Here is a 26,925-nt window from a genome sequence, read left to right on the forward strand (position 1 = left end):
CCACAGAATACCCATCAATAAGTAAAATTAACCAATCAATCGCTGATCATATTCCTGACTGGCATTTTTTAATGCCACAAAATCTGATCCACAAATAAACCGCTTTAATGCGGTAAATTTTTCCTCCGACCAATCATAGATTTTCAATGCTAATAGTTCAGTAATTACATCGTGTGAGAAGCGGTAGTTAATCGGCTTTGCAGGGTTCCCTCCCACAATGGAGTAAGGCTCGACATCTTTGACCACTACACTATTAGCAGCAATTACAGCTCCTTCACCTATTTTAACTCCGGGCATGATAAAGGCTCGCATGCCTACCCATACGCCATCACCAATGACTGTATCCCCTTTTCCTACATAAGCTTCTTCAATAAATTCAAGAAAAGGATATAAGCAAAACCAATCCATTCGGTGAGTATGATTCCCTCCCATTAATATCACAGCTTCGCTACCAATACAGACATAATCACCGATATAAAGTTGGTCAACATTCCATGCTAGCTGCCAATCTCGGCTTTGTTCATCACCTTGTAGATAACGCACAACTGACCGCTCAAACCCGTTATCCCAGCAGTCGCTATAATAACTATGCTTACCTTTAATATGGATATTGGGATTTTGTACAACCTCATGAAGGAGCTCGTATTTTGACCAATGCTTTTGATTCATGGTACTAAACCTTTTAATTCGTTTATATTTACCATAGAACGCATTCTATGGTGATGTATCCGCGTTCAAAATACATCACACTAAGTAATCATTGGCTTTTTTAGTAATGAGTTATTCATTTTAACCTCACTAGTTCAAATAATATTAATTTCCTCACTCATGGTGAGCTTTCCAATACTTAGAGTATCATTTAGGAGTAACTATTAAACAATTCATCTTTTTTTTAAAGATATTTTATCTTACCATCAACTAAAAATTTGACCAGCTTCTACGAAACAACAAATAGATAAGATAATATTTTATGCCAAATAAAAACTTAAGTACGACTTCACCATCATTATTGATTAACAGTTTAAAAAGCCATATTTTATCAATAGGAAACAATGATTATTATATAGATACTATAAATAAGTCTAACTCCATTCTAGATTATTGGCATTTAATAACAGAAATAAACAAATCCTTCGGTAATCTCTCATTTTTTGAAAATGGGAAAACCAATCATTACTTTAATAACAACCAGCACTCTAGTGATGTAGATGGTGAATTAAAAGGAAATGTATTTTTCGCCCAAGCTAATATTATTCCATCTAAACTCCATATAGATGGAGATAGTAAGCCAAAACTAGTTAAGGAACGTAAGACTTTAATTATGTTTAAACCGCATACTCATATCCCAGAAGAAAATCCAATTCAATTAAACATTTATGATAAAAATCATAATTTAATCATGCAAAAACCGCTATCTCCCCCATCTAAACTACCAAAAATTGCAAATAATAGTATAAGAGAAACTAATTTATTACCTCGTGATTTCAAATCACCGGTAAATTTCGACCTTGTCATGAGATCTAACAGTGAATTAATTGAAATATCCAAAAATCAAAATTACTTACACGAAACAATTTTAGATAATAACAAAATAAATTTAAAACTTAATCATAACAATATAAAAACACCTTTCATTCTAAATAACAGCATCAAATATAAAGGTAAAACTATAACATTACACAACACTGACAATAACGATATTGAAGTTAATTATGGCAATAACACTTCTATATTACCGTCAAAATCATCCACTCGTTTTATATGTGATGAAAATGGGTATTGGCTGACAAAAAGTGATGCTAAACAAATGAAATATTACAGTCCACCTAGAAAAGCAAACTCAAACTCTCTTCCAATTATTTATTTTGAAATTGGAAATCTGCCAGATATCAATATAAATAAAATAGATGCAGATTTTTTTGAGAAAAATCTAGAAGAAAACCCCACCTTAAAAATAATGAAAATGGATTATGACAGAGTCAAAAAATTCACGCTAAAAAAAAATAAAAAATTCACATCTAAAAAAATCATTTTCACATCAGAAGCTAAAGAGTCAACATTCATCCACACTACAAATAAAGTTTTCGAGCTAAAAAAAGACAGTGTATTATTATTCCATTGTAATTCAGATGGCAAATGGGAAAACATTCCTATTTTTGATAACAAATCAAAAATCGACTATTCATACCCTAATAAATTTGATCTAACTTTAGATAAAAATGAATTAATTATTGAGGCTTCGAAAAAAAGAAATTATTTAAATAATCTAATAAAGAATAATGACTCAATAAAAATATTGACTAGTGATGGTAATTGGAGTCGTGACTTCACATTAAATAAAAATGATGCATTCCATAATAAGAAAATACTGTTTAGCTCTAATGCATCGTATAACAGTTACATTCATTATGGAAAAAACACTATAAAGTTACAAACAGGTGAAAACGTCCTTTTTGTCTATGATTTAGATAAAAAATGGATCCCTATTAATCAGAATAACAAAGAAAATTTCATTAGCAACTTGGAATATATAGATAAAACATGGTCTACTACAATCCCAAAAGAATATATCCATCCAGAAATAAAACTTGAATTTAATTATCAAGGTCAGAAAAGCATATTATCTAACATTGATGTAGGTGCACCAAATGAATTACTCATTAATACTTTTGATATAGGGTTGCTTACACCACCAAGAGATACACTTCTATTTCTAGATAAATTTGAATTAAATCGCCAATATTATCAAACGGTTCCAGTCAGTAAACTAATTGTTTCTCGCTACGAACCCATCCATTTGTTAAAAGTAGTCATGCCTGATGGCCAAGTTTTTACAGAAAATGCACCGGATGAGGGAGGAGGCCATAGTGGCAGCATGAGAGAGTTGATCACTAAATCTTTTTATGCTGATGGTGTTAACACTGCAAATTATGGTGTAAATAGTTCTGCTCCGGACACTGATTCCTTTGTTCTAACTCCCCAAATAACTGCCTATAACTCTGTCGGAATGTATAAAAATGGTAGAGTAGTTCACGGCTGGTCTGGTGGTAGAGGTAAAGCTACATTATATAGTACAGATAATAATGAGATCAGCCATGAATTCGGTCACAATTTTGGTTTAGGTGATCATCACGGGGGAGTTGAAGGCGGCTCCCATGCAGCTGCAAATAAAAAAAATTCAACCTGGCTGTGGGATTCAGATAATAACTATTTTATTCCAAATATGTATAAAAATGGTACATTAAATCATGATGGAATGAATGGAGGTGAAGCTTATGATGCGCGTTACAACGTTTACACCGCTTATACACCTAATTCTTTTATTGAAATTCAAAATAGATTTGAAAATCAGCATGTATTTAGTGAAAAATCAAAAACAGGATATAAAAAATGGGATCCAGAAATAAAAGAGATGGTAGATGCATATTTAGAACTATCACAATATAACGCCATCGAGTTTACTGCAATAAATGGTTCAGATATTACAGCTAACGATTTAAATTCACTATTGAAAAAAAACAAAAACGTTATTATTCATAATGGAAATGGTTATCATGCCATAAAAATCAACATTCCATTAGCAAATGAAAGTAATAAGGGTGCTATTTTAAGAATAGAATCAGTCGCGGATTACAATAGTGAGCTTCATATTAACAACAAGATTGAATTAATTAAAAAAAATGATTCAATTTGTTATATTTCAGATGGCTACACTTGGAATCGAAAAGATAACAATGAAACAATCCTCTATAAAGTTCCCTATAAACAAGGAGTGCCTGTTGTGACCTTAATGGGGTTCTATGACCCTAAAGACGTAATCGATAGCTATATCTACCCTTCTTTATATGGTTCTTATGGTATGGTTTATAGCCATGATAAAAAAATAGACACTCAAATGCCATATTTAGAGGTTATTTTTGAAGATGGGAAAATAAGCCAGTACCAACTTCATAACTTCCGTTCAAATGAAGAGATGATGAATAAATTTCATGTTAATATTGAGCGAAGTTTAAACCCCATAAAAGCTAATCTTTATATTAATAATAAAATTGTCCATTCTAGAGAAATTGAAATAAAGAAGAATAGACTCCTAACAACGATTAATGGTGATATTGCATAATTTTATCTAAGTTATCACTAATTACTAAATTAATTAGTGATAACTATATACGACATAATGAAAAATAAAATCTTCAAACGGTCTACTCTATATTGATTTAACAAGAGATAAGCTCTTTTTTCTTGCAAGCAATCCAAACAAACAGCCAACCAGCATAACTAATGCTAATGATATTTTTGGTGCGATAGGCAAACTGATTGCACAGAGTCCGAGAGTTGCTCCCCCTGCCATTTGAACAAAACCCACTAAGGCAGATGCAGTGCCTGCTTCATTACCAAACGGTTCTAAAGCATAACTGGTTGCCGTTCCCATCATAAAGGCCAGCCCTGTACAAGCACAAGCGACAGGCAACATATAGACTAACCAATGGCTTTGTATTTCTATCGGTAATACGACAAAACCTAGCAATAATCCTAAACAGCCAACTGCCATCATTGAACTACCAACCAATAAACAGGTTGGCCGCCCTATTTTATGAATAAAATAATTAGCGATATAACTGGCAAACATGATCCAAAAACCATTAACACCAAATACTATAGAAAACGCGAGCGGAGTTAACTGGGCATCCCCCATCAGTACAGTTGGTGCAAGTGATACATATGTTAATGCCATACCCATCGTGCCTGCGTTCACTAAGGCAAAAATAATAAATTGAGGATTCCCCAAAATTCGCCAATAGGTTTTCAGTGGGATAACTTTTGCTTTTGGCAAATTAGCTGGGCGAGTTTCAGGTAAAAAGGCAACAATCAGCACTAATATGACTAACGCATACAAAGCAAGAAACCAGAACGGTGCTCGCCAGCCCCACGCTTCTGCTAACAGGCCTCCGAGCAGCGGAGCTAACGCAGGAACAATATTCAATGTTCCATTTAAAAAACCAAAGGCGCGGGCCGCTTCTGTGCCATTCATTCGGTCACGTACACAGCTAAATGCCACCACCGAAGTACAACAGACTGCAACCCCTTGCAATAAACGCGAGGCAATAAATACTGTGGGTGTTGTTGCTACAATGGCAACACCAGCACCAACGATGTACAACACCATGCCCAAAATCGCGATAGGTTTTCGTCCATATCTATCGACTAATGGGCCCGAAATCAATTGCCCTAGCCCCAGAACAAGAATGAACAATGCTATCGTTGACTGGATCACCGACTCACTGCTTCCTAAATCCTTCGCAATATCAGGTATTGTTGGTAAATATAAATCAATCCCTAATGGACCAAGTAATACCAATAAAAGTAATAAGATAAGAAAATTACGCATAAACCATGCCCAGACTCGATAAAATTAATTTTTAAAATATTAGATACAATAAATTATAGAAAAGCTAAAGCCACCGTCGAATTAATGATTTACTTATAATGATAAATTAAATATTTTATGGCTCTTCAAAGTCAAAAAAGGCGCTAAACCTAGCGCCTTTTGTGTTATCAAAAATTAATGATAACGAATTTTATTCCATCCACTCAGTGTGGAAAACACCGTCTTTATCTGTACGTTTATAAGTGTGAGCACCGAAGTAGTCACGTTGCGCTTGGATCAAGTTTGCAGGCAATACTGCTGAACGGTAGCTATCATAATAAGAGATAGCCGCTGAGAATGTCGGTGTTGGGATACCATTTTGTACGCCATAGCAGACAACATCACGCAGTGCTTGCTGATATTCGTCAGCAATTTGCTTGAAATATGGCGCTAGCAGTAAGTTTGCAATTTTCGCATCTTGGTTATACGCATCAGTAATTTTTTGCAGGAACTGCGCACGAATAATACAACCTGCACGGAAGATTTTTGCAATTTCACCGTAGTTTAAATCCCAGTTATATTCTTCCGATGCCGCTTTGAGCTGTTGGAAGCCTTGTGCATAAGATACAATTTTACCTAAATACAGTGCACGGCGAACTTTTTCAATAAAGTCTTTTTTATCACCTTCAACGGCTTTTAGGGTTGGACCGGTTAATACTTTAGATGCCGCAACGCGCTGATCTTTTAAGAAAGAAATATAACGCGCAAATACAGATTCAGTAATTAAAGTCAGGGGAATACCTAAATCCAGCGCACTCTGGCTAGTCCATTTACCTGTACCTTTATTAGCCGCTTCATCAAGGATCACATCAACGAGATATTTACCATCTTCATCTTTTTTCTTGAAAATATCTGCTGTAATTTCAATCAAATAGCTGCTCAGCTCACCTTTGTTCCACTCAGCAAAGATACCAGCTAACTCTTCGTTGCTCAGGTTCAAAGAACCTTTTAATAATGAATAGGCTTCTGCGATTAATTGCATATCACCGTATTCAATACCGTTGTGAACCATTTTCACATAGTGGCCCGCACCATCTGCACCAATATAGGTCACACAAGGTTCGCCTTCGGCTTGTGCTGCGATTTCTTTTAAGATTGGCGCAACTAATTCATAAGCTTCTTTTTGCCCGCCCGGCATAATTGAAGGGCCTTTCAGTGCGCCTTCTTCACCACCTGAAACACCAGTACCGATGAAATTAAAACCTTGTTCGGATAATTCACGATTACGACGGATAGTATCAGTGAATAAGGTATTACCGCCGTCAATTAAGATATCCCCTTTGTCCAGATGAGGAGTCAGCGAGGCAATGGTTTTGTCCGTCGCTTCACCCGCTTTAACCATCAACAAGATGCGGCGAGGTTTTTCCAGAGAGTCAACAAACTCTTCAATTGTATAGTTGGGAACTAATTTTTTCCCTGGATTTTCGGCAATCACTTCGTCTGTTTTATCTTTAGAACGGTTAAAGATAGACACTGAGTAACCGCGGCTTTCAATATTGAGCGCAAGGTTACGCCCCATGACTGCCATTCCGACAACACCAATCTGCTGCTTTGACATGAACAACTCCTGTCTGATTAGGACCAAGTCAGCCTCGACCGTGCTGACATTCTGTTAACGGGATCACATATTAACCTAGGATTGGGCAGCATGGTAGTTATTGATGCAATCGATGACGTATACAAGGCCATTTTTGTCAAGAATTGTCCAATTAGCGTGATTTTTTATTGATATTTCATTCAACAAACCGCATTATTCATTCGTCGGTATAAGCCGTCATATCAGAAGGTAAAACAAACTGTATGGAATGGATCGCAGATCCTTCGATTTGGGCGGGCCTCGCTACCCTTATCGTTCTAGAAATCGTTCTTGGTATTGATAACCTCGTTTTCATCGCCATTCTGGCAGATAAGCTCCCGCCAAAGCTGCGTGATAGAGCCCGTGTAACTGGACTTTTATTAGCCCTGATTATGCGTGTTGTGCTTCTATTTAGCTTGTCATGGCTCATTACCCTCACGAAACCAATATTAACCCTCTTTGAGCATCCTTTTAGTGCTCGAGATTTAATCATGTTGGTGGGTGGTCTATTCCTCTTGTTTAAAGCCACAATGGAACTAAACGAGCGGTTGGAGGGGAAAGACGAACACACCAATACTCAAAGAAAGACATCGAATTTCTGGGCTGTTGTTGCACAAATTATTGTTCTTGATGCCGTATTCTCACTGGACTCCGTGATCACCGCTGTCGGCATGGTTGACCATATCGGCGTAATGATTGCCGCTGTAACCATTGCTATGGTATTAATGATTTGGGCAAGTAAACCGTTAACTAGCTTTGTTAACCAGCACCCAACCATTGTCATACTGTGTTTAAGCTTCTTACTGATGATTGGTTTCAGCTTAGTTGCCGAAGGGTTTGGCTATGCCATACCGAAAGGTTACTTATACGCTGCAATTGGCTTCTCTATCATGATTGAAGTCCTAAATCAATTTGCCCAATTTAACCGTCGTAAGTTCCTTAAAGGCTCACGTCCACTACGTGAACGTACGGCAGAAGCGGTCTTACGTATTCTTAGCGGTAATAATGAGCGTGGGGAATTAGACCCGCACACTTCTGACCTTATCGCTGATAATCAATCGGTTTTTGACCCACAAGAGCGCTTGATGATTGCTCGTGTGTTAGGTATGGCACAACGTAACGTAGAAAGCATTATGACTTCACGCCATGATGTGGATTATCTCGACATTAATAAATCATCTTCAGATTTACTGCAATTAATGGAGAAAAACCCACACTCGCGTTTAGTGGTCATTGATGAAACTATCAGTGATGAACCTGTTGGGGTAGTACATGTAATGGATTTGGTTAAACAGCAATTAAAAGGCCAACCATTAAACTTACGTGCATTGATTACCCAACCATTGATATTCCCAGAAGGGTTGTCTCTGTTAAAAGCGTTAGAGCAGTTTCGTAAGGCGCATACTCACTTTGCCTTTGTTGTGGATGAGTTTGGTTCTATCGAAGGTATCGTGACATTGACCGATGTAATGGAAACGATCGCAGGTAACTTGCCGGTTGGTGATGAAGAAAATGACTCACGCCACGACATTCAAAAACTGGATGATGGTACTTGGATTGCCAACGGCTTTATGCCACTTGAAGACCTGATCATGTTTATCCCTATGGAATTAGACGATAAACGTGAGTATGAAACGATTGCGGGTCTTTTAATGGAACACTTACAACGTGTTCCTGAAGTGGGAGAGCAAGTCACTATCAATGGTTGTATTTTCCAACCACTGGAAGTCAATAGCCACCGAGTCAATAAAGTGTTAATCACGCCACCTGCCCCTGAAGGGGATGGTTATGAGTTTGAAGATGACTAACCTTTAGCGCTAATACAAAAATGCCGACCTCTGTGTCGGTATTTTTTTGCCTCATTTTTAGTGAAAAATAACAATTTAATAAAGTAAATAAAAAAACCACATCGTTTTTTAAAAGAAATAAACATTGAAACACTGAATAATTCATAGCATTAAATACACCCAAACTTTATAAAGGTCATGCTATGCGAGTAAATAGTCAGTCTCTAAATGTAAATACATTACAAGCGTCAAATATTAATAAAAGTACCAATAAATCATCAGGGAAAATTGCAGTTACAGCAAGCCGTATTCAAAATAGTGCGGAACAATGCCCTGTAGCCTCTAAAAAGAAAGTCTGTTTTTCAGACGTCAGCCAAATGAAAGAGTTTTCTAGTAAAGAAGCTCCTAACAAAGTTTCAGATACTCAATCTGTTAATATTTTGACTAAAACAGACGAAAAAACCGTTCATAAAAAAGACATAACAAAACTGAATAATAACGTTACAGCTGGATTAAGTAAGATTAAATCAAAACTGGACGCAATTCTAAGCGACAAAATGCCTGGTTCTTTCCAAAAGGATGTAATCAATGAATTGAAGATAGAACTAAAGGAGCTAACGACGTCAGTCAATAACTATCAAAATAAGTTAAATAGCTCTTCATACGCACATAATAGTTCAAAACAAAAAACGCTCACTCAATTGAATAATAAATTATCAATGGCTAATGATAAAATTAGTCATGCAAATCATAGCAATAAGTACAATGGCATTAAAAACAATCAAGCCTATACTGATAATATAAATAAAGCGAATAATTTTATAAATGGTGAAAAGGCACCATCAAAATTTAATGACTAAACAGTTATATTTGAATAAAACCGCCTACATTAGGCGGTTTCTCTCGTTTATAACGCATTCAGTAAATCATTCAAGCCTTTATTTTCTTCTTTCTTCAAAAAGTTACCAAGCGCTTCTTTGGCTTGAGTCCGTAACTCATCACGCAGTAGTTTTTCCACATCTAATTGGTATTTTAAATTATTCCAACTACCATAAATACGCAGTGGAATGGTCATTGCTTGCAATTGCTGGACTAAACGTGAATCACCGCCCCAGCCGTTAGCAATATTAACCCCTAAATTGACATCAATGGTTTCATTAGGGATATTTATACGGCCTTGCCCACTAATATTCACTAAGGATGACATTGCATTCATAGAGGAAATGTTCAAATTACCTTTATTTAATTTCCCTGCTACAGTGAAGGAATCAACCTCAGTGACGTTACCCGTATTCACTGGTGCATTAATTTTATTGGTTACTCTGGAAACGGATTGCTGAATTAATAAAGGAATATTCAACCCCTGCAATTTTGCATTTCTTAACTCAAAATTAACAGGCCCCTGCCATTGATTTTTTACTGCATGGTCATCATAACCTACACCCGATAATGTAGCATTTAACGAAATTACCCCACTTAATTTTTGTGGCATATTGAAGGCTTTTAATAGTGGTGTTAGGTCGATATTTTTAAAATCCGGCCTTGCGGAAACGTATGCAGGCGTTGAACTGTAATTAAATGTCACTGGTAATGAGAAGGCACCACCAAATGCCTTACCCTGTAATTTTGAAACCGTCAAACGAGGTGTTTGGTTTTGTGCCTCAAAAACTACGTCACTAACCATCATTCCACGATAGATTAACTGGTTAATGGCTAAATTGATATTGGCGGAAAATACCTGCAAGCCAGATAAATCATATTGTTGAGGATTTGCACCAGAAATAACCGGTTTAACACCAACACGGTTATTATTCACCTCTGATTCGATACGGGTACTGCTAGGCACAGTCCCCAGTAAGTTATCTAAATCTAATTTTTCGGCCACTAAATTGACCATTATTTTGGGGGTATCGGCTAATTGTATACTAGCATCGCCTGACAGGGCACTTTCATTAGCCGTTATCACCAAATGGCTTAAACTGGCACTTTCTACTTTCCCTTTGGTGTATAGAAAATCACTTGTTATTTGCCCTTCAATTCCACTTTCAGGCAAATCAACACCACTCAATTTATAATCAAATTGCGTTAATTTCCCACTAATCTTTTGATTAATATCCGATAAATCGATATCTGCACGTAGATTAAATACAAACTCTTGTTGGTTTTTATTTAGATTTCCACTGAATTTAACGGCGACCTGTTTTTTATCACTTTTCTTCAGTGATAAATCAATGTTACGTAGGTTAAACTCATCTTTAGATGTTTGCCAAATCACTAAGCTATTAGAAATATTAATTTTTTCTATATCTAATAACCAGCTATTTTTCTCTGGTAAAGGGGAGGATGTAGGCACACCACCTGGCGCGACAGGAGCATTACGGTGAGTTTGGATTTCGCTATCCGGTGTTTTGCGGATAACAGCACCATCAATCACAATTTGCTCAACAGAAAGCTTATGGGAGATAAGTGGCCATAATTCAACATCTAAGCGCATATTATCTGCACTTAGTATGGGTTTAGCGGCATTCGGTGCAGTAAGGGAAACAGGGCCAGTAATAATGCTTAAAGTTGGCCATACATGCCAACGCATATCACCGTTGAATTCAAGTTGATAACCGCTTTTTTTCTCTACCTGTTCAACAATATAATGACGAAAATCATTCGGGTTCACCAACATTACAAGTGTGGTTAACCCTGCAACAATTACCACGAGTAAAATAATCAGTGTCGTCAAAAAACGTTTCATCCTTCCCTCTCTTAAATTCCGCTTGCGCTCGCCACAAAAATGAACTCACACCTATCCCTGAAAATGGGCGGAAATTACCTGTTTAATCTCCATTAAACGCCGCAATTTCCGCAAAGTTCACCGGTTATCAGTCTTCGCTGATACGGCTACCAACAGCACCTTGTTGGTTTTTATATTTAGCGTCTTGTCGGCTATTATAAGGGCGATCAGCACTACCAGATAACGGCTCAAAACTTAATGCGCCAATCACCATGCCAGGACGCAACGCTAACGGTAATTTACCTGAATTGTAGAATTCTAGCACGATTTGCCCATGCCAACCGGGGTCAATTCGATGTGCTGTTACGTGCACCATCAAACCTAACCGCGCTAATGAAGAGCGCCCGTCTAGCCAACCGACAAGGTTATCAGGGAGCGTAACAGACTCAAGCGTCACTGCAAGTGCTAATTCACCTGGATGTAGGAAAAAGGGCTCATCTTCATCAAGCACAATTTCATCACTCATGACGCGATCTAATGCGGCATTAACCTCATCTTTAGGGCCACTAAGGTCAATAAATGCAGCCGTGTGTCCTCGAAAAACACGGAATTGATTTCCTAAACGAACATCTGCAGTTGCACCATTGATTCGTTCAACTGGTGGGCGTGGGCTAATAACTAATTTACCATCATCCATCCATTGAATAATATCGCGGTCACAAAGACGCATGGTTGTTTCCCCCTTCATTATTTTAATTTCTGCGCGGTTTAATCTTGACAGAATTCGCCAATTTTCGCTTTCAAGATATCAATCGCAACACGGTTTTTTCCCCCGCGAGGTACTATAATATCGGCATATTGCTTTGATGGCTCAATAAATTGCAAAAACATTGGGCGAACCGTTTTATTATATTGGTCAATAACGGAGTCGAGCGTTCTGCCCCTTTCATTTACATCACGTTTAATACGGCGCATCAAGCAAATATCAAGTGGCGTATCGACAAAAATAGAAAAATCCATTTCACCACGTAAGCGCTTATCTGTTAATAATAAAATACCTTCAATGATAATAACTTTTTTAGGTTTAAACGTGATGGTTTTCTGTTTACGGGTATGAGCGACATAGTCGTATTGCGGAATTTCTACTGCTTGGCCACTTTTCAGTGATTTGAGATGTTCATAAAGCAAGCTGTGGTCCATCGAGTTAGGATGGTCATAATTTACTTTAAGACGCTCTTCCATTGGGACATCGGCTTGGTCTTTGTAATAACAATCTTCTGGAATAACACCGATATTATGATCACCAACCTGTTCCCTTAATTCACGGTATAACGTACTGGCAATTAAGCTTTTGCCAGATGCAGAGGCTCCCGATATACCTACAATGGTACAGTGATGCGCTATGTCAGTCATAAAATGATAACCTGGTTAAATATTAGAAATGAAAATACACAACAACAAAATGTTATGTTGGCGGAATTATAGGGGGTAATGGCGTGTTGTTCCAGCATACCTCAACAAAGTTCGCTAAAAAAACACCCATTAGATAGGAAATGCCGTAAATCAAAGCGTACAAAATGTCATTTATACACTAAAACTGTTTTTTTCCTTCTAATACCGCAATGCGATTTTCAATCGAAGGGTGAGTTGAAAACACAGAATCGCCCTTATTAAAAATATAAGCGGCCTTACGGTAAGCTTGGCCTGTACTCGTTTCATCATAATCATGGGTTTCATGCTTCCCTGATATTTTTTTCAATGCGCTGATCATCGCTTGGTTATCAGAAGTGAGATCGACCGCTGCGGCATCCGCCATATATTCACGGGTACGCGATAAATAAAAATAGAGAATTTGTGTTATCCACGGTAAAACAAAATTCAGAACTAATAGGATCATTTGCGCTTTGTTCGCCGCATTATTGCGACTGCGCCCTGCTGTTCGAATAAAAATCTGACTAAATAAATTGGTCACGGTTAAAATCACATTCGCCAAAATCCCCACGTACAGAGTTAATTTTGAATCACCGTGAATAATGTGCCCAACTTCATGAGCAAGAACGGCTTGAACCTCTTGCCGATTAAGTGTCTGTAATAAGCCTCTTGTCACCCCCACAAGTGCATTACGATTATTCCACCCTGCTGCGAAAGCATTAGGCTCGTCCGTTTCTAAAATATATAAGCGAGGAATATAGCCTAAGCTGGCACTTAAACTTAATTCTTCAATAATATTAAAAAGTTGCTTTTCTTGGGGAATATTCGCATTTTCTTGGGTGATTTCTCTGGCATTCACCCCAGCTAACATCATTTTATGGCCTCTAAAATGAATATAAATTAGCCCAAGGAAGGTTAAACCTAAAACAATGAAAGTGGCGATAGGTAATTCATGAAGTGTCACAAACATCATCGCATTGTCGACCAAATCCAATTGTTCATTTGGATGTGTTGCAATATCCGCCAGTAATCCAATGATTAGCATTAAAAAAATATAGCTCATCACCACCAAACGTGTGCGAATATTATTTTTACGAATGACGTTTCTAAAATCCATAATGTAACCTGTTATCTACTACTCATAAAATATCGGAACACCATAAGGCATCCCGATGATTTATCACTTCAAAGGTTTAAAGGCTTTTAATCAAAATTAATTCGACGTGATTCCTCAGTCTTAATGGTTTCTTCATCAAGACGCCAATATTCCTTTGAAATTTTTAAGCTAGGAATAATGCCAACAATGAGTGCCGCAGGCATAGAAGCGATATACGCATTATAAGTTTCTAATGAACGGTTATAACCACGTTTAGCAAATGACAATTTATTTTCTGAAGAAACGATTTCTTCTTGTAAATTTGCCATAATTGCATCGGATTTTAGCTCAGGATAAGCTTCAACCGCGACATTAATTGCCCCACTTGTTACCATTTTTGATAACGCATCTTCGGCTTCACGGGCTTTATCCCCAGTCGCCGTTTGTGCTTGCGTCCGTAGCTCAGTAATTTTACTGAACACCTCGCTTTCATGGCTTAAATATTTTTTAACTGTTGCCAATAAGCTATCAAATACTTTTCCACGACGATCTAATTGAACTGAAATTTCTGTTTCACTCGAAATAACAGCTTCTCGCAATGCGACGATACGGTTATAAAAATAAATAACGATCAGCACCACGACAACAATAAAAATTAAAAATTTCATAGTCACCTTTTCGGGTTGCCCGTAGAAAGAAAACTGATTAAATAAAAGATGTGGTTATTCTACGCGAACATGACTCAATAAAGAAATGTTCCGCAAACAATTCAGAAAAATAGAAGGTTAAAAAAACACGTTTAGTAAAGAAAAGTATCAACAATAAATAAGGCTATCTAGTGATAAACTAAATAGCCTTTTTTCTCTATAACCGATTAAACGGCGCGGAAAGAAATCTCTGTTGGGATTTTATCCCCTTCCCAATACATCAAAGCTGAAATACCCGAAGCAATTTCACGGTAGATATCTGCAAATTCACCTTCAGGATCACGCATAACAGTAGGCTGGCCACGGTCAAGGTCTTCACGTAAAGAAATATGCAGAGGAACCTGCCCCAATAATTTAGTATGGTATTTTTCGGCTAATTTCTCAGCACCACCAGTACCGAAAATTGGCTCAACATGGCCACAATTACTGCAAATATGTGCGCTCATATTTTCAACAACACCCAGCACTGGGACATTGACTTTCTTAAACATCACAATGCCTTTCATGGCATCGACCAAGGCGATATCTTGTGGAGTCGTCACCACAACAGCACCGGTTACTGGGATATTTTGAGAAAGTGTTAGCTGGATATCACCTGTTCCCGGTGGCATATCGATAACTAAGTAATCCAAATCAGGCCATAACGTATCTTGCAACATTTGCATCAACGCTTTGCTTGCCATTGGGCCACGCCAGACCATCGCGTTATCATCAGTCACTAAGTAACCGATTGAGTTTGTCGCCAAGCCATACGCCATAATTGGCGCCATGTGCTGACCATCTGGGGAGGTTGGGCGCTCTAAAGTTGTGCCTAACATATTTGGAATTGATGGGCCGTAAATATCCGCATCAAGGATCCCCACTTTCGCCCCTTCTTGTGCCAGTGCGAGCGCTAAGTTCACAGAAGTACTGGATTTACCAACACCACCTTTACCCGAACTGACGGCTAAGATATTACGAACACCATTAATACCCGGCAAATCATTTGCACGTTTTAATGTGGTGATGTCATGGCGCAGTTTCCATTCAACAGCATGAGCCCCTGTTTGTTGCTTTAATTCAGCAGTTTTTTCGCTAATTAAAGTTTGAAACGGCCCTTTCCAAACGAATGGCATAACTAATTCGACATGCAGCACGTTGTCCAACATTGCACAATGATGTAACGCTTTGATAGAAATCAAATTACGTTGCAGTGTTGGGTGTGTAAATGAAGCCAAAACTTTGGAGACTTGTTCAGTCAGCAGTTCTGGTTTGTTCTGCTCGGGGGATTTATCGTTCATCCCGGCTCCTTTATTTATATTTTTGAACTATGTATATCCTAGAATAAGTTACAGAAAATTGGGCGGATATACTTTGACTGAGATTAATCATAACAGAGAACAGGAAGAAAGTTATTATATCGAGATAGGAAAAGCCACGAAGAGGTAAAAATTCTTTTTCAAACAAATTTCCAATTAATATTTTATACCCCTAGCAGCGATGGTTTTGATCGGTTAACATCAAAGACCCTTTTCAAATAATGGAAGTAAGAAAGTTACTATGTCTCAAGTCGCGAATAAATTACTGGTAACCTGTGCGTTACCCTATGCTAACGGTTCAATCCATCTTGGTCATATCCTGGAACACATTCAGGCTGATATTTGGGTCCGTTATCAGCGAATGCGCGGCAAAGAGGTTCACTTTATCTGTGCCGATGACGCGCACGGAACTCCAATCATGCTTAAAGCTCAACAACTTGGCGTAACGCCAGAAGAGATGATTGCGGCAGTGAACCAAGAGCATCAGAACGATTTTGCTGGTTTCGCCATTAGTTATGATAACTACCACTCCACACACAGTGAAGAAAACAAAGTTTTATCAGAGCTGATTTACGGGAAACTAAAAAATAACGGTTTTATTAAGAACCGTACTATTTCACAGCTTTTCGACCCAGAAAAAGGCATGTTCTTACCGGATCGCTTCGTTAAAGGCACTTGTCCAAAATGTAAAGCCGAAGACCAATATGGTGATAACTGTGAAGTCTGTAGCGCAACCTATAGCCCAACAGAACTGATTAACCCACGTTCAGTGATTTCTGGCGCTACACCTGTAATGCGTGATTCAGAACACTTTTTCTTTGATCTTCCTGCATTTAGCGACATGCTTCAAGCGTGGACTCGCTCTGGCGCCTTACAAGAACAAGTCGCCAACAAAATGCAAGAATGGTTCGAATCAGGCCTACAACAATGGGATATTACCCGTGATGCGCCTTATTTCGGTTTTGAAATTCCTGATGCGCCGGGTAAATATTTCTATGTTTGGTTAGATGCGCCTATCGGTTACATGGGCTCCTTTAAAAACCTGTGTGACAAACGCGGCGATCTTGATTTTGATGAGTTTTGGAATAAAAATTCGAAAACCGACCTTTACCACTTCATTGGTAAAGATATCGTCTATTTCCACAGCCTGTTTTGGCCTGCTATGTTAGAAGGTAGCCAGTATCGTAAACCAACAAACCTGTTTGTTCATGGCTATGTCACGGTTAACGGGGCAAAAATGTCTAAATCGCGCGGAACATTTATTACTGCGCGTTCGTATTTAGATCATTTAGATGCTGACTGCTTGCGCTATTACTATGCAGCAAAACTGTCTTCGCGTATTGATGACATCGATTTTAATTTGGAAGATTTCGTCCAGCGCGTCAACAGCGACATCGTCAATAAAGTGGTTAACTTGGCATCACGTAATGCGGGCTTTATTGCTAAACGCTTTGATGGCAAATTATCAGCAAACCTTGCTGAGCCAGAGTTATACCAACAATTTGTTGATGCCGCTAAAGTTATCGGTGAGGATTATAACAACCGTGAATATAACAAAGCGATCCGTGAAATCATGGCATTAGCCGATATCGCAAACCGCTATGTTGATGAAAAAGCACCTTGGGTTGTCGCCAAACAAGAAGGTAAAGATCAAGAACTGCAAGATATTTGCTCGATGGGCATCAACTTATTCCGCGTTCTGATGACGTACCTGAAACCTGTTTTACCAGGCCTTACTAAGCGTGCTGAAGCCTTCTTAAATAGTGAATTATCATGGGATGCGATTAACACCCCATTACTGAACCACAGCGTCGCACCGTTCAAAGCGCTATTTAACCGCATTGAAATGGCGAAAGTTGATGCAATGGTTGAAGCCTCAAAAGAGAGCATCAAACCCGTTCAGCAACTTACGGGGCCACTTGCCGATGACCCAATTCAAGAAACCATCACTTTTGATGATTTTGCGAAAATTGACCTGCGAATTGCGTTAATCAAGCAAGCTGATTTTGTTGAAGGCTCAGACAAGCTACTGAAATTGCAATTGGATATCGGTGGTGAAACGCGCCAAGTATTTTCTGGTATTCGCTCCGCTTATCCAGACCCTAAAGCTTTAGAAGGCCGTTTGACGGTGATGGTTGCCAACCTCGCGCCACGTAAAATGCGTTTCGGTGTTTCTGAAGGCATGGTAATGGCTGCTGGCCCTGGCGGTAAAGATATCTTCTTACTCAGCCCAGACAGTGGTGCACAACCCGGTATGCAAGTTAAATAACCCATACTTGCTCTAGTCTGTTATTCATCAAAAGTGGGAAGCTAAATACTTCCCACTTTTTTATTGGCTTTTTATTGTGATCGGTAGCACAATAATAAAGTTAATTGTATGATGAATAGATATTACATTACAGGACCAGTCTCATGTCATTTAAACAGGTACTGATAACGGGATGGCAATATTTGCGAGCTTTCGCAATACTCTACCTTTGCCTGATTATTGGAAACCTTATCTCAACACTACTTCCATTCTCCATCCCTGGCAGCATTGTCGGCATGTTAATTTTATTCATATTGCTTGCGTTACAAATTATCCCCGCGAAGTGGGCACAACCCGGTTGCAGCATTTTGTTGAAAAATATGACCATCCTGTTTGTTCCTATTGGTGTTGGCATAATGAATTACTATGAATTACTCAGCCAACAAATGGTTCCTATCATCGTTTCCTGTGTAGTTAGTACCTTAATCGTTATGGTGGTTGTCGCCATCAGTTCCAACTATATTCATAAGGAACGCCCTGTCGTTGGGGCTCAACCTGATGACGTTCCTTTACCCCCCGAAGACCCAATTTCTTCGGTCATTAATAATGATAAAACTAAGGGGAATGAATAATGTTAGAACATATTTGGTGGTCATTACCGCTGACCATTGTGGTGTTTTATTTAGCGCGTAAGTTGTCGACCACATTTAAGTTACCGATTTTAAACCCACTATTAATTACTATTGCGGTATTGATTGCACTACTAGTGATCACGAATACCTCTTATGAGCACTATTTTGCAGGTAGCAAAATACTCAATGATTTACTACAACCCGCAGTCGTTGCGCTCGCTTTTCCACTTTACGAACAAATGCACCAAATTCGTGCCCAGTGGAAATCTTTATTAAGCATTTGTTTTGCAGGTAGTTTAGTGGCCATGTTCAGCGGTGCTGCCATCGCACTATGGTTGGGGGCAACCCCAGATATCGCGGGTTCTATTTTACCTAAATCAGTAACTACTCCTATTGCGATGGCTGTCGCTGATTCTGTTGGTGGGATCCCTGCGATTAGTGCCGCTTGCGTGTTGTTTGTTGGGATCTTAGGCGCCATGTTTGGCCATAGCTTATTTGATGTACTGCGTGTACGAACCCATGCTTCAAGAGGGCTCGCGATGGGAACTGCTTCCCACGCCCTAGGCACTGCCCGCTGTGCCGAAGTGAATTACATTGAAGGTGCTTATAGCTCTCTTGCATTAATGACCTGTGGGGTTATCACCTCGCTTATTGCCCCGTTTATATTCCCTGTCATTTTACATCTTTTTAGCTAAGCTTAATTCATTAAGCCAATAACCAAATATATGAGTAAGAGGAGTTCACTAGCCTCTTGCTCATACGCACACTGATAAAATATGAGATATATCTCACAACAAAAGAATATGTTTCATGTATTACATCCAAAATAGTGATAATTATCACACATAGCTCTACGTATTATTGAATAGAATAAAAACAATTAAAATAGGGAGAGTAACTCATGCATTCAAGATTTAAGGCCGCTTGGGCCGAGCTTCCAGAAAAGTTACAGTCAGTACTTAGACCTATCATTGATAAATCTGATTTTCAAGGCATGTTAACGGCGGAACAAGTTGAACAGATTAAAGCTGAAACAAGTGTAGACGACGCTGAGTTAGCCTTTGCATTATTGCCTTTTGCTGCTGCCTATGCCCTCACTCCTATTTCCCATTTTAACGTGGGTGCAATCGCACGTGGAGCAAGTGGTAACTTGTATTTTGGTGCCAATATGGAATTTAGCCATGTATCAATGGGCCAAGTGATCCATGCAGAACAGTGTGCAGTGACACACTCTTGGATGAAAGGTGAAACGCAGATTACCTCAATTACTGTAAATTACACACCTTGTGGCCACTGCCGCCAATTTATGAATGAATTACGTGAAGGTGGTAAAATTATGGTGAATTTACCAGGCCGTACACCTGCGGTACTACACCACTATTTACCTGACTCATTTGGGCCTTCTGACCTCAATATTACCACTTTACTGCTAGACCCTGTTGACCATGGTTATAAAAACCAAAGCCGTGACCGGTTATTAAGTGCAGCAATTGAGGCTGCAAACCAATCCCATGCACCTTATAGCCAATCCCATTCAGGAATTGCGTTACAATTAAAAGATGGCTCACTGTTTACCGGACGCTACGCAGAAAATGCCGCATTCAACCCAAGTTTACCGCCACTGCAAGCCGCTTTAATTATGATTAACCTTGCAGGTAAAGATATTCACGCCATCGACCAAGCTAAGTTTGTTGAAAAGCAAGATGCAATTATCAAACATTGGTATGTTACCGAAAATACATTACAGGCATTGGGTTGCCAAAATATTGAATTAGCTTATTTGGATTAATTTTATATTTATTTAAATATAACGGTTATTGCTGGGAGCTTGAATAAACAGCAATAACCGTATAGTTGCTATTAGAACTTTAATCTTGTTCACAATACCATTTACCTGCAAAGTGGCCATCCATAATAGAACTCACTAATGTTGATTAATATATGCTCTAGTAAGTGAATTCATTAAACAATTTTTCTGTTTCATTTATCGTCTCTTCTAATGTAATAACTAAAGGGATCTTTCGCATTTTTTCTAGCCAAGCTTGGCTTTGTTGCTGTTTTATCGATGCAGATTGTGCGGCTTCTTCTTTCATGTCTAGCCAAATGCTAGCAAATAACGCTGATTCACCATTACGTGATTTATTAGAAAAGCTATTTAATAGTTCCCCTATAATTTTATTCTGTTTATCTATAGATAATACTTCAAATACATCTTTAAATAACCAACCTTCATAAGGAATTCCTGTATTTAACATCGCTTCTTTTTTTATTTTAATAAATTCTTGATGTGTAATATCACCAATTGGAATGTTATCACTTTCTTTGCGATTTTTCATAATTCGTCCATATGCTAATTTTACTTCTTTTTGATACCGACTCCGTTTTTCACTGGTAAATGACTCACCCCGTGCCTTCATATGATTATTTAAAAATTCTTTTTCTAGATAAATAAAAATACTAAAATATTTATCATCCGAATTATTAACCTTTTGAATATTGTCTTTATCAGTAAAAGCATAACCTTTATTTAAAAGACTTAAACATGATAAAATTATACAAATAAAAATTAATGTAATAATAGATTTGTATTTAAATGATATCATTAGAACCTCTTCGATTTTTATTATAAAACTTTGAATCATCAATCATTTCTTCAAACATAAAATCTAACTTTCTCTCTAGCTTATTGACTAAAGCAATCCGCCTCATCTTCTCCAGCCATCTTTTGCTTTTAATTTGCTTGTCTGATGGTAGTTTGGAAGCCTCCCTTACCATTGCATACCAAAGCATCATGAATAATTTAGCTTCCTTCGCAGGATCGTTGTTATTCATCACAAAAACGAACTGTTGCCATAGTGCCTCTCGGTTTCTCTCATTAATAATATCTAAAACATCTGCTGAAATCCAAGCATGATAAGACATTCCCATTTCATTTAAATTCTCACGATAAAAATCCATTGCCTGTTCATGGCTTAATTTTTTAATAAATGCTTCTTTTGGATACTTTAAAAATTCTAACATTGGGTTATTATCTTTACCCCCCTTGAAAATAACTAATTTTTTTCTATCAAATATTAAATCCTTAGATTCAGAAAAGTATAACATCTGTAGCATAAAGAAAAAACGTGGCGTTTTAACACCTTTTTTTCACAAAAATTAGTTATATTTTTTTTATTATATTTTACATTATTTCCTTGAGGATTTTGGCAAGCACCGAGAAGAAAAACTGAAAGCACAGCTATTAATTTATAATTCATATACATCCTTGTGATTCATAAAGTTAGAAACCAACAATCTTAAAAAGCAATTATGTAAAAAACACATTGCCCACATAAAAACAAACATCAGTAATCACCATTCGTTTACTAATAACTAAAATAATTTATTTTATTATAAGTAGACTTTTTAAATATTAATTAAAACTAAAAGATCCTCCAGAAGAATAACCACTATAACTAAATTCAGGTATACTTGGCATTGAGGGTATTGAGTATTTATCTTCAAATGAGTCCATTGAATTGTTCATTGATGACATATTGTCTCTTAACTGGCCAATCATATTTTCAAAATGAGGGTTATTTCTTATGGTATCTGTAGGGAAGTCTTTAAATCCTGGCGTTTCCGGAAGAACAACACTCGGGCGTTCTAGATAATAATTTGTTGGTGTTTCATTATCCTTAAACCTATCAAGTAGGTTTATTGTACGAGGTGCTAATTGTCTATTCGGTTCGGATTTTGGATAAGTGCTTTCCAATATCGATTTATCTACCATATTGTGTGGATACTTAATTGGAGGTGTTGACTTGTTGTTTATTGATGGCATATTTCCCCTTAAATCATCAATCATACGATCATAATGAGCAACATCTGGTTGATAATTAACTGATGGTGAATCAAATAAGCCTGTTTCTGGTAATATATAGTCAGGTCTTTCTAAATAATATTCAGACAATAGATTTTTATGTGTAAATTCCGTTTGGCCACGCCAATCTGTTTGTACTTGAAATGATTCTAAATGTTGTGAAGGATAATCCCAAAATGAAAAACGCTCTGTTCCTCTATCAATTAAAGGGTTTCCTGTATTATAAATAATTGTATTTATTCTATCCATATTATCTTCTTCTATATGAGATATAATATTTTGATAAGATTTCTTGGCTGTAACCACCACGCCATCTACTACATTATCAATATCCAGAACTCGTTTAGTCCAACTATGTATTTTAGGCTGCATATGCGCTGGAGCTTCATATAATGCTCTAAACATTATATCTTTAGTATTTATACTTAATAATGTTTCACTTTCTATATCACCTACAGAATTTAAAGCTCTCTGCCAATAACTCTCTCTTTGTTCTCTAGGTAACACAAAAAATACAGGTTCTAAAGTCCATGCATCAGAAGGAAGATTATAATAAGAAAATACACTACTATGAAATAATTTAGCCTCTATGTGATTTATATCACCATAGATTACATCCTTTCCATCTTCAAATCTATTTTTTAGGGTTTGAACATAAGCTATTGCCATATCATAGCGAATACGCTCAATTATAAACTCATCTTGCACTCCAATATGCTCTAAAATAGCTTCATCTAAATAATTAAGCGCAAAAGCACCTGAAAGAGAATCACCTTTAACCACACTATTAGCTAATTTAGCATATCGGTCTCCTTTACTTTCCAAATATTCATACATCAACTTTGGTTCTTTGGTTACGTATAAAATTTTAATTGCATTAGAAACATCACTACGAGTTAACTTTAAATCACCCTTTCTAATTTCTTGATTTCTCATATTATCTCCTAATTTTTAACATGGTCGAGTAAAAAAATGCGTATTTTTTCCCTCATTATATTGCTATTAGATAATTCTTTAGCATCAAAATAAAATTTAACCTTAGTTCCTATTTCTGGAATCAAAAAATATTGAAAACACTTATGATACTTCTCATCAATTGGTAACCATTCACACTCAATTAAAAAAATCACTTCATTATTAATTTCCTTCCAATAATATCCTTTTTTATTAAAATACATATCATCTTTATGACCAATACTTCTTCGTATTGTTACAGTCACTTCAGTAAAATAAAGATCCAACTCTTCATCATAATATAACTCCCCCTTTCTTTTGAGGTACCCCATATCTAAATACACGTGTTTTCTATAACTCAAATATTTTTCAGGGTTTCCTTTTAATGGTTCAGCATAAACCTCTATAATTTTAACATCATTACTTACCTCATTAGATGGTTTCAAATCAGACCAAGACATTCGCATTGGCAGCACTCTAAAATTAGCCTCACACCCTTTTTTATTTTCAATAAACCTTGGGTCAAAATAGCTATATCCTTCATATTCAGCAAATGGAAAAACATACTCGCCAGGAACTTCTATAATATTCTTATTAAACTGCCCACAGACAAAACCGGGGCGATTATCAGCGAAACTATTTATGGAAATCAATAACACAAGACAATTAACTGTAAATTTAATTAGATAATTAATTATCATTTCAAATTTCATACTTGCACCTGTTGAAATAAATCAATATGTTTTAAATTATAAAAACATCCTCACTAGGTATACTTGAAAAATTTTCTTCGCCCATAGAATTTGCAAATTTACTTTCTAATAAAATAACATTTAAACTTGCGATATCATTATAATTAATTGAAAAACTAGCCATATCTTTACTCATAATATTCATCCTTAATAAAACCGAAGACAAAAACCTTAGCTTCATTCATTATATCTCTCCATTGATTATACTTATCAAAACTAAATTTAATCTCTGCAAGTATACCTATTTCTGATATTGAAAAAATCATATTACAACTTGAATATTTATTTTCCAATGGTAGCCATAAGCATTCTAAGATAGCAATAACTTCATTTTCGAACCAAAAAAAGTTCTTTTCTTTTGAGTTCTTTTTCCACTATATAGTTTTTCAGATACATTATATTCATCAAAATAGTCAACATATTGAAGTTCGGAATCATCGTCATAAAATATTTGACTTCGCTTTCCTAAATATGATGCATTTAGATAATTTTTCATTTTTTGTGTTAATGAATAATCTTTCTCTCTAATTGGTCTCAATATAATTCTTATCGTTTTTTCATCTATTTCAAGATGAAATTTTTTTTGGGGATCAACACTTGTCATATAAGGCCAATGCGTTATTAATGTTAACTCTCTAAAATTAGCATCACATCCTTCTTTATTTTCAATAAACCTTGGATCAAAATAGCTATACCCTTCATATTCAGCAAATGGAAAAGCATACTTGTCAGGAACTTCTATAACCGTTCCGTTAAACTGCCCACAGACAAAACCGGGACGATTATCAGCGTAACTATTTATTGAGATTAATAGCATAAGACAATTAACTGTAAATTTAATTAGATAACTAATTATTAGTTCAAATCTCATACTTACACCTATTAAAATAAACTAATCATACATAAGCTCTGGATTTTTACTAACTATTAAAATTCGGGTAACATTAGATAAATCTATTGATATTAATTCTAAGTCTCCCTGCCTACGATCACGACCATTCATATTTTTAGCCTCTAATTTTTAATATATTCAGATAAAAATAGCCTTACCTTGTCTTGAATAGCTTCCCAATTAACAAGATTTGAAAACTCAAATGAAACACTATATTTAAGACCAAATTCAGGCATTAATGATAATAATTTACAACGCCGATAACTATCATCTAACTGTCTCCATGAACACTCCATTAAAACATTAACTTCACCATTATCTTCATCCCAATAGTAACCATACTTTATTATATTGAAATAAACTTTATTACCATTAATATGTTTAGACTCAATAAAAACCTCATTAAAATACAACTCTAATTCTTCATCATAATATAGTTCACCTTTCCTTTTAATAACCCCCATATTTAGATATATATTTTTCTTATGACTAAAATATTTTTCAGGGTCTCCATTTAATGGCTCAACATAGACTTCTATTATTTTAACATCATGACTGACTTCACTAAATGGTTTTAAGTCTGGCCATGACATCCTCATTGGCAGAATTCTAAAATTAGCCTCACACCCTTTTTTGTTTTCAACAAACCTTGGATCAAAATAGCCATATCCTTCATATTCAGCAAATGGAAAAACATACTTACTAGGAACTTCGATAATATTCCGATTAAACTGCCCACAGACAAAACCGGGACGGTTCTCGCCATTAACAATGCAGGAAAATAATAATAACGGTAGAATCAAACCAAAATATAATTTCATAATAATTGACACCTTAATACTTATATAACATTTAGTTTTCAAACTTATTTAAATGAAAACTATGATTTAGCAGAAGCTAATGTTTTACTCATACGTTCATACCATTTATTAATAATGATTTTCTGTTTTTTAGTGGCCTTCTTTTCCTTTTCTAACATCACTTTCATCAAGCTGTATATTACCGATAATTCATGGCCACGGTCTCCGGAAGCTGCCATAATTTTTTGCCAATAAAATTCTTTTTCTTTTTCATCTAATACAGAAAATACCACACCTAAAACCCAAGCTTCTTCGGGTATTTTATTACGTAACATAACCAGATAGTGTATTTCATCTGCTTCTTTATAAGTCATATCATGAGTACTCTGTTTCCTCGCTTTTCGCTTCAATACTTGAAGCATTTCTAATGCATGGTCATAATTTATTTTGTCTATCAATGTTTTATTAATTGTTTTGTTTTTTTCTTTCATCACCAAATAAAAATAATCTGTTATAACTCGACCAAAAATTGATGAACCATATTTGTTTTCATAGAAATAGCTGTCAATATTCCTTAGTGTTTCGATTGGGTTATAGTCTGCTCTTGAATGATTCATTCCTCCTAGAAATGCCATAATAATTAATATATAAATACGCTTATTTCTTAACACCCCATTAATTAAATTCATAAAACTCCTTAGTGAAAAATGAAATATAAAATAAAATTTAACTTATAT

General features: G+C 36.5%; 24 protein-coding genes. 7 read left to right on the forward strand and 17 right to left on the reverse strand.

Annotation, left to right across the window (positions count from 1 at the left end):
• Window positions 1–27: 27 nt before the first annotated feature.
• Window positions 28–669 carry a CatB-related O-acetyltransferase gene (locus P3L40_RS15785; RefSeq protein ID WP_136134434.1) on the reverse strand — a complete coding sequence of 214 codons (642 nt, stop codon included), beginning with the start codon at window positions 667–669 and terminating at the stop codon, window positions 28–30.
• Between the two features lie 301 nt (window positions 670–970).
• Here P3L40_RS15785 and P3L40_RS15790 point away from each other — a divergent pair, with 301 nt between their 5' ends.
• On the forward strand, window positions 971–4,120 hold the full coding sequence (locus tag P3L40_RS15790) for a M66 family metalloprotease (protein ID WP_210852879.1): 3,150 nt from the start codon (window positions 971–973) through the stop codon (window positions 4,118–4,120).
• Window positions 4,121–4,207: 87 nt separating this feature from the next.
• Here P3L40_RS15790 and P3L40_RS15795 read toward each other — a convergent pair whose 3' ends face one another.
• Window positions 4,208–5,389 carry a multidrug effflux MFS transporter gene (locus P3L40_RS15795; protein ID WP_210852881.1) on the reverse strand — a complete coding sequence of 394 codons (1,182 nt, stop codon included), beginning with the start codon at window positions 5,387–5,389 and terminating at the stop codon, window positions 4,208–4,210.
• A 190-nt stretch (window positions 5,390–5,579) separates the two neighbouring features.
• Window positions 5,580–6,986, reverse strand: coding sequence for an NADP-dependent phosphogluconate dehydrogenase (gndA, locus tag P3L40_RS15800; protein ID WP_004256481.1), 1,407 nt, complete (start codon window positions 6,984–6,986; stop codon window positions 5,580–5,582).
• A gap of 242 nt (window positions 6,987–7,228) precedes the next feature.
• Between gndA and P3L40_RS15805 the strand changes: the two genes are divergently transcribed.
• Together P3L40_RS15805 and P3L40_RS15810 are read left to right on the forward strand one after the other, a co-directional pair.
• Window positions 7,229–8,812, forward strand: a complete 1,584-nt coding sequence (locus tag P3L40_RS15805) for a TerC family protein (protein WP_004256484.1) — start codon at window positions 7,229–7,231, stop codon at window positions 8,810–8,812.
• A gap of 182 nt (window positions 8,813–8,994) precedes the next feature.
• The gene (locus tag P3L40_RS15810; RefSeq protein WP_136134431.1) at window positions 8,995–9,651 is read left to right on the forward strand and encodes a hypothetical protein; all 657 of its coding nucleotides are present in this window, start codon (window positions 8,995–8,997) and stop codon (window positions 9,649–9,651) included.
• A 47-nt stretch (window positions 9,652–9,698) separates the two neighbouring features.
• On the opposite strand, the gene asmA is transcribed toward P3L40_RS15810, so the two are convergent.
• The 6 genes from asmA to apbC all read right to left on the reverse strand — a co-directional run bounded on the left by asmA (window position 9,699) and on the right by apbC (window position 16,030).
• A complete protein-coding gene (gene asmA / locus P3L40_RS15815; protein WP_196731832.1) occupies window positions 9,699–11,537 on the reverse strand; it encodes an outer membrane assembly protein AsmA in 1,839 nt (612 codons plus the stop codon).
• A gap of 127 nt (window positions 11,538–11,664) precedes the next feature.
• Window positions 11,665–12,246, reverse strand: coding sequence for a dCTP deaminase (dcd, locus tag P3L40_RS15820; RefSeq protein WP_004909269.1), 582 nt, complete (start codon window positions 12,244–12,246; stop codon window positions 11,665–11,667).
• Between the two features lie 38 nt (window positions 12,247–12,284).
• Entirely contained in the window at window positions 12,285–12,929 is a 645-nt protein-coding gene (udk, locus tag P3L40_RS15825; protein WP_004256495.1) for a uridine kinase, read from the reverse strand.
• Window positions 12,930–13,107: 178 nt separating this feature from the next.
• The gene (gene htpX / locus P3L40_RS15830; RefSeq protein ID WP_210852894.1) at window positions 13,108–14,064 is read right to left on the reverse strand and encodes a zinc metalloprotease HtpX; all 957 of its coding nucleotides are present in this window, start codon (window positions 14,062–14,064) and stop codon (window positions 13,108–13,110) included.
• A gap of 86 nt (window positions 14,065–14,150) precedes the next feature.
• Entirely contained in the window at window positions 14,151–14,711 is a 561-nt protein-coding gene (locus tag P3L40_RS15835; protein WP_004256501.1) for a LemA family protein, read from the reverse strand.
• A 206-nt stretch (window positions 14,712–14,917) separates the two neighbouring features.
• On the reverse strand, window positions 14,918–16,030 hold the full coding sequence (apbC, locus tag P3L40_RS15840) for an iron-sulfur cluster carrier protein ApbC (RefSeq protein ID WP_004256506.1): 1,113 nt from the start codon (window positions 16,028–16,030) through the stop codon (window positions 14,918–14,920).
• 259 nt (window positions 16,031–16,289) lie between these two features.
• On the opposite strand from apbC, the gene metG reads away from it, so the two are divergent.
• The 4 genes from metG (at window position 16,290) to cdd (ending at window position 20,717) form a co-directional block, all read left to right on the forward strand.
• A complete protein-coding gene (metG, locus tag P3L40_RS15845; protein WP_004256509.1) occupies window positions 16,290–18,317 on the forward strand; it encodes a methionine--tRNA ligase in 2,028 nt (675 codons plus the stop codon).
• 143 nt (window positions 18,318–18,460) lie between these two features.
• A complete protein-coding gene (locus P3L40_RS15850) occupies window positions 18,461–18,928 on the forward strand; it encodes a CidA/LrgA family protein (protein WP_004256512.1) in 468 nt (155 codons plus the stop codon).
• Entirely contained in the window at window positions 18,928–19,623 is a 696-nt protein-coding gene (locus tag P3L40_RS15855; protein WP_004256514.1) for a CidB/LrgB family autolysis modulator, read from the forward strand. Before P3L40_RS15850 ends, P3L40_RS15855 begins: the two co-directional genes overlap by 1 nt.
• A gap of 206 nt (window positions 19,624–19,829) precedes the next feature.
• Window positions 19,830–20,717, forward strand: coding sequence for a cytidine deaminase (gene cdd / locus P3L40_RS15860; RefSeq protein ID WP_096864137.1), 888 nt, complete (start codon window positions 19,830–19,832; stop codon window positions 20,715–20,717).
• Window positions 20,718–20,874: 157 nt separating this feature from the next.
• On the opposite strand, the gene P3L40_RS15865 is transcribed toward cdd, so the two are convergent.
• The 8 genes from P3L40_RS15865 to P3L40_RS15900 all read right to left on the reverse strand — a co-directional run bounded on the left by P3L40_RS15865 (window position 20,875) and on the right by P3L40_RS15900 (window position 26,877).
• Window positions 20,875–21,531, reverse strand: coding sequence for a hypothetical protein (locus P3L40_RS15865; protein WP_144396045.1), 657 nt, complete (start codon window positions 21,529–21,531; stop codon window positions 20,875–20,877).
• Window positions 21,518–22,042: a hypothetical protein gene (locus P3L40_RS15870; protein ID WP_210852895.1), complete on the reverse strand. Its 525-nt coding sequence runs from the start codon at window positions 22,040–22,042 to the stop codon at window positions 21,518–21,520. Before P3L40_RS15870 ends, P3L40_RS15865 begins: the two co-directional genes overlap by 14 nt.
• A gap of 298 nt (window positions 22,043–22,340) precedes the next feature.
• Window positions 22,341–23,726, reverse strand: coding sequence for a serine protease (locus P3L40_RS15875; protein WP_210852896.1), 1,386 nt, complete (start codon window positions 23,724–23,726; stop codon window positions 22,341–22,343).
• A gap of 8 nt (window positions 23,727–23,734) precedes the next feature.
• On the reverse strand, window positions 23,735–24,457 hold the full coding sequence (locus P3L40_RS15880) for a hypothetical protein (protein ID WP_210852897.1): 723 nt from the start codon (window positions 24,455–24,457) through the stop codon (window positions 23,735–23,737).
• Between the two features lie 31 nt (window positions 24,458–24,488).
• The gene (locus P3L40_RS15885) at window positions 24,489–24,632 is read right to left on the reverse strand and encodes a hypothetical protein (protein ID WP_153673646.1); all 144 of its coding nucleotides are present in this window, start codon (window positions 24,630–24,632) and stop codon (window positions 24,489–24,491) included.
• 174 nt (window positions 24,633–24,806) lie between these two features.
• On the reverse strand, window positions 24,807–25,367 hold the full coding sequence (locus P3L40_RS15890; RefSeq protein WP_210852899.1) for a hypothetical protein: 561 nt from the start codon (window positions 25,365–25,367) through the stop codon (window positions 24,807–24,809).
• A 143-nt stretch (window positions 25,368–25,510) separates the two neighbouring features.
• A complete protein-coding gene (locus P3L40_RS15895; RefSeq protein ID WP_210852900.1) occupies window positions 25,511–26,209 on the reverse strand; it encodes a hypothetical protein in 699 nt (232 codons plus the stop codon).
• Between the two features lie 59 nt (window positions 26,210–26,268).
• Complete coding sequence (locus P3L40_RS15900) at window positions 26,269–26,877, reverse strand: hypothetical protein (RefSeq protein ID WP_210852902.1); 609 nt, start codon at window positions 26,875–26,877, stop codon at window positions 26,269–26,271.
• Between the last annotated feature and the right edge of the window lie 48 nt (window positions 26,878–26,925).

Origin of the sequence: Providencia sp. PROV040, from assembly GCF_032706145.1 — a bacterium.
Taxonomy (GTDB): domain Bacteria; phylum Pseudomonadota; class Gammaproteobacteria; order Enterobacterales; family Enterobacteriaceae; genus Providencia; species Providencia hangzhouensis.

Bases quoted from the DNA above. Each gene is read 5' to 3' on its own strand.
- P3L40_RS15785 (WP_136134434.1), bottom strand. From the start codon at position 669: ATGAATCAAAAGCATTGGTCAAAATACGAGCTCCTTCATGAGGTTGTA.
- P3L40_RS15790 (WP_210852879.1), top strand. From the start codon at position 971: ATGCCAAATAAAAACTTAAGTACGACTTCACCATCATTATTGATTAAC.
- P3L40_RS15795 (WP_210852881.1), bottom strand. From the start codon at position 5,389: ATGCGTAATTTTCTTATCTTATTACTTTTATTGGTATTACTTGGTCCA.
- gndA (WP_004256481.1), bottom strand. From the start codon at position 6,986: ATGTCAAAGCAGCAGATTGGTGTTGTCGGAATGGCAGTCATGGGGCGT.
- P3L40_RS15805 (WP_004256484.1), top strand. From the start codon at position 7,229: ATGGAATGGATCGCAGATCCTTCGATTTGGGCGGGCCTCGCTACCCTT.
- P3L40_RS15810 (WP_136134431.1), top strand. From the start codon at position 8,995: ATGCGAGTAAATAGTCAGTCTCTAAATGTAAATACATTACAAGCGTCA.
- asmA (WP_196731832.1), bottom strand. From the start codon at position 11,537: ATGAAACGTTTTTTGACGACACTGATTATTTTACTCGTGGTAATTGTT.
- dcd (WP_004909269.1), bottom strand. From the start codon at position 12,246: ATGCGTCTTTGTGACCGCGATATTATTCAATGGATGGATGATGGTAAA.
- udk (WP_004256495.1), bottom strand. From the start codon at position 12,929: ATGACTGACATAGCGCATCACTGTACCATTGTAGGTATATCGGGAGCC.
- htpX (WP_210852894.1), bottom strand. From the start codon at position 14,064: ATGGATTTTAGAAACGTCATTCGTAAAAATAATATTCGCACACGTTTG.
- P3L40_RS15835 (WP_004256501.1), bottom strand. From the start codon at position 14,711: ATGAAATTTTTAATTTTTATTGTTGTCGTGGTGCTGATCGTTATTTAT.
- apbC (WP_004256506.1), bottom strand. From the start codon at position 16,030: ATGAACGATAAATCCCCCGAGCAGAACAAACCAGAACTGCTGACTGAA.
- metG (WP_004256509.1), top strand. From the start codon at position 16,290: ATGTCTCAAGTCGCGAATAAATTACTGGTAACCTGTGCGTTACCCTAT.
- P3L40_RS15850 (WP_004256512.1), top strand. From the start codon at position 18,461: ATGTCATTTAAACAGGTACTGATAACGGGATGGCAATATTTGCGAGCT.
- P3L40_RS15855 (WP_004256514.1), top strand. From the start codon at position 18,928: ATGTTAGAACATATTTGGTGGTCATTACCGCTGACCATTGTGGTGTTT.
- cdd (WP_096864137.1), top strand. From the start codon at position 19,830: ATGCATTCAAGATTTAAGGCCGCTTGGGCCGAGCTTCCAGAAAAGTTA.
- P3L40_RS15865 (WP_144396045.1), bottom strand. From the start codon at position 21,531: ATGATATCATTTAAATACAAATCTATTATTACATTAATTTTTATTTGT.
- P3L40_RS15870 (WP_210852895.1), bottom strand. From the start codon at position 22,042: ATGCTACAGATGTTATACTTTTCTGAATCTAAGGATTTAATATTTGAT.
- P3L40_RS15875 (WP_210852896.1), bottom strand. From the start codon at position 23,726: ATGAGAAATCAAGAAATTAGAAAGGGTGATTTAAAGTTAACTCGTAGT.
- P3L40_RS15880 (WP_210852897.1), bottom strand. From the start codon at position 24,457: ATGAAATTTGAAATGATAATTAATTATCTAATTAAATTTACAGTTAAT.
- P3L40_RS15885 (WP_153673646.1), bottom strand. From the start codon at position 24,632: ATGAGTAAAGATATGGCTAGTTTTTCAATTAATTATAATGATATCGCA.
- P3L40_RS15890 (WP_210852899.1), bottom strand. From the start codon at position 25,367: ATGAGATTTGAACTAATAATTAGTTATCTAATTAAATTTACAGTTAAT.
- P3L40_RS15895 (WP_210852900.1), bottom strand. From the start codon at position 26,209: ATGAAATTATATTTTGGTTTGATTCTACCGTTATTATTATTTTCCTGC.
- P3L40_RS15900 (WP_210852902.1), bottom strand. From the start codon at position 26,877: ATGAATTTAATTAATGGGGTGTTAAGAAATAAGCGTATTTATATATTA.